The organism is Nocardioides sp., from assembly GCF_041600255.1.
Taxonomy (GTDB): domain Bacteria; phylum Actinomycetota; class Actinomycetes; order Propionibacteriales; family Nocardioidaceae; genus Nocardioides.
Window position 1 is genome coordinate 1 of the sequence record NZ_JBFIKK010000221.1, and the last position, 3,129, is coordinate 3,129.

General features: G+C 72.2%; 3 protein-coding genes. All 3 read right to left on the bottom strand.

The genetic code is table 11. The annotated features are described in order from the left end of the window. The coding region (locus ABZE72_RS16485; RefSeq protein ID WP_372730121.1) for an ABC transporter substrate-binding protein at window positions 1–1,104 on the bottom strand (1,104 nt) is incomplete at its 3' end. Beyond that, window positions 1,104–1,736, bottom strand: coding sequence for a CDP-alcohol phosphatidyltransferase family protein (locus ABZE72_RS16490; protein ID WP_372730122.1), 633 nt, complete (start codon window positions 1,734–1,736; stop codon window positions 1,104–1,106). The genes ABZE72_RS16485 and ABZE72_RS16490, both read right to left, overlap by 1 nt. A gap of 66 nt (window positions 1,737–1,802) precedes the next feature. Next, the coding region (purB, locus tag ABZE72_RS16495) for an adenylosuccinate lyase (protein WP_372730123.1) at window positions 1,803–3,129 on the bottom strand (1,327 nt) is incomplete at its 5' end.

Consider the following 3,129-nt stretch of genomic DNA (forward strand, 5'->3'; position numbering starts at 1 on the left):
CACCGCCGGGTCGACCCGGCTCACGTCGACGGCGGGGTAGGCGCCGGTGGACTCGAAGAGCGCGAGCTGGACCTCGGGGTCCTGCAGCACGTTGGCGAGCACCAGCGCCCCGGCCTGGTGGGCGGCGTTGTCGGGGATCGCCACGAAGCTCACGTTGCTGATGTTGCCGCCCTCGAGCACCGCCTCGCGGGTGCTCGCCGGGAAGAGGCCGTCCTCGACCTGCCGACCGACCGCACCGGGGCCGTAGGTGAAGAACGCGCTGATCTCGCCGTCGGCGTACAGCTTCTCCACCGCCGACTGGCTCTGCGGGTAGGTCTCGCCCCCGCGCCACAGCGACGGCTCGATCGTGTTGAGCCGCTCCCAGAGGTCCTCGGCCGCCGACTCGTAGGCCTCGACGTCGAACTCCGCGGGCAGGGCGTCGACGCCGCCGACGGTGTCGTAGAGGATCGTGCGGACGGCCATCGACCCGGTGAAGTCCGGCGGCGCGGGGTAGGTGAAGCGGCCCGGGTTCTCCTCGGCCCACGCCAGCAGCGAGGAGACCGACGTGACGTCCGCCGGCGCCAGGTCGGCGCTGTCGTAGACCAGCGCCGAGTTCGCCTGCTGCCACGCCGCCTCGCACCCGTCGGTGGGGACGCCGAAGTCGGTGGCCACCGCCGGCGAGTCCAGGTCGACGTAGCGCGCGTTGGGCAGGTCCTCGGCCCAACCGCAGCGCCACAGGTCGGCCTGCACCCCGGTGGCGAAGTTCTCGCCGTTGATCCAGATCGCGTCCACCGAGCCCTCGCTGCGGACACCGGCCTGCTTCTCGCCGAGGACCTTGTTGACCGCTTCGGCGGTGTCGGTGATCCGGACCTGGTTGAGCCGCACGCCCAGGGCGGCCAGGCGGGGAGTCACCTCGTTGCGGACGAAGTCGTTGAGGGCGTCGTCGCCGCCGTACATGTACCAGTTGACGCTCTGGCCGTCCGCCTCGGCGAGGACGGCCTCCCAGTCGGTGGTGGCGACCGGCTCGGTGTCGCCCTCCGGCCGCTCGGTGCTGCACGCGGCGAGCGCGAGCGCCGCCGCGGCGACCACGGCAGCGAGTCGGACCGGTAGACCTCGGGAGCGCATCAGGACACCTCTCGTGCTGCAGGGACGGCGGGATGGCGCAGGAGTAGTACGCCGCCGAGCGTGCGTTGGATTGCCGTGATCAGGACGGCGCCCGCGAAGATCCAGGCGATCTGCTCGGCGTACTCGGGGGCGAGGCAGAAGGCGACGTAGGCGAGCACGGTCTCGGTGCCCTCGGCCAGCCCGCCCACGAAGAGCAGCGTGCGACCGTCGGCGATCCGGGCGTCCCCGCGCCGCTCCAGGATCGCCGACAGCGCCAGGAACGCCGTACCGGACAGGTAGTAGGTGGTCAGCAGGGCCAGGCACGCCAGCCGCGCCTCGGGGCGTTCGACGCCGACGGCCAGCACGAAGCCGGCGTAGATGCTGAAGTCGGCCAACAGGTCGAGGAAGCCGCCGAGGTCGGTGCTGCCGGTCCTCCGGGCCACCGGGCCGTCCAGGCCGTCGAGCGTGCGGTTGAGCAGCCAGAGCACCAGGGCGAGCGTCCAGTGCCCGGTGGCGACCGCGACGCAGGCGCCGACCCCGACCAGCCAGCCGGTGCCGGTGATCGCGAGTGCCGGCACGCGGGCCCGGACCAGCGCCCCGGCGACGGCGTCGAGGGGAGGCGCGATCAGGCGACGCACGGGGGCGTCGAGCACGGCGTTCTCCCTCCTCGTCGGACCGGACGTCCGGCCACGGGTCCCCGAGGCCCCGATCCTCCCGGGCTACAGAATCGTGCCGGGCGTGTAGGACGCGGCCTCCGGATCGTGCGCGCAGACCTTCGCCACGCGTCGTACGACGGCCTGCACCTGGTCGACGGCCGCACCGGTGAAGGTGATCGGGTCGGCGACCAGGGACTCGAGCTGGTCGGCGGTGAGCCCGAGCCGGTCGTCGGCGGCGAGCCGGGCGAAGACGTCGTTGGCGGCCTGTCCCCGGCGCATGTCCAGGGCGACCCCGACGGCCGCCTCCTTGATCGCCTCGTGCGCGCTCTCGCGCCCGACCCCGTTGCGCACCGCGGCCATCAGGACCTTGGTGGTGGCCAGGAAGGGCAGGTAGCGGTCGAGCTCACGCTGGATCACGGCCGGGAAGGCGCCGAACTCGTCGAGGACGGTGAGGAAGGTCTGGAAGAGGCCGTCGGCGGCGAAGAAGGCGTCGGGCAGCGCGACCCGGCGCACCACCGAGCAGGAGACGTCCCCCTCGTTCCACTGGTCCCCGGCGAGCTCGCCGACCATGGAGAGGTAACCGCGCAGCACGACGGCGAGGCCGTTGACCCGCTCGCAGGAACGGGTGTTCATCTTGTGCGGCATCGCCGAGGAGCCGACCTGGCCCTCCTTGAAGCCCTCGGTCACGATCTCGTTGCCGGCCATCAGCCGGATCGTGGTGGCGAGGTTCGAGGGGCCGGCGACGAGCTGGACGAGCGCGGAGAGCACGTCGAAGTCCAGCGAGCGGGGGTAGACCTGGCCGACGCTGGTCAGCACTCGCTCGAAGCCCAGGTGGGCGGCGACCCGCTGCTCGAGCTCGTCGAGGCGCGAGGCGTCACCGTCGAGCAGGTCGAGCATGTCCTGGGAGGTGCCCATCGGGCCCTTGATCCCGCGCAGCGGGTAGCGGGCGAGCAGGTCGTCGATCCGCTCGAGCGAGACCAGCATCTCGTCGGCCACCGTCGCGAAGCGCTTGCCCAGCGTGGTGGCCTGCGCCGCCACGTTGTGGGAGCGGCCGGCCATCACGGTCTGCTCGTGCTCGGCGGCGAGCCGGCCGAGCCGGGCCAGGGCGGCCACCGCTCGCACCCGGAGCAGCTCCAGCGACTGCTTGACCTGCAGCTGCTCGACGTTCTCGGTCAGGTCGCGCGAGGTCATCCCCTTGTGGATGTGCTCGTGCCCGGCGAGCGCGCAGAACTCCTCGATCCGGGCCTTCACGTCGTGCCGGGTGATCCGCTCGCGCGCTGCGATCGAGGCGAGGTCGACCTTCTCGACGACCTGCTCGTAGGCATCGACCACCCCGTCGGGGACGTCGATGCCGAGGTCGCGCTGGGCCTTGAGCACCGCGATCCAGAGC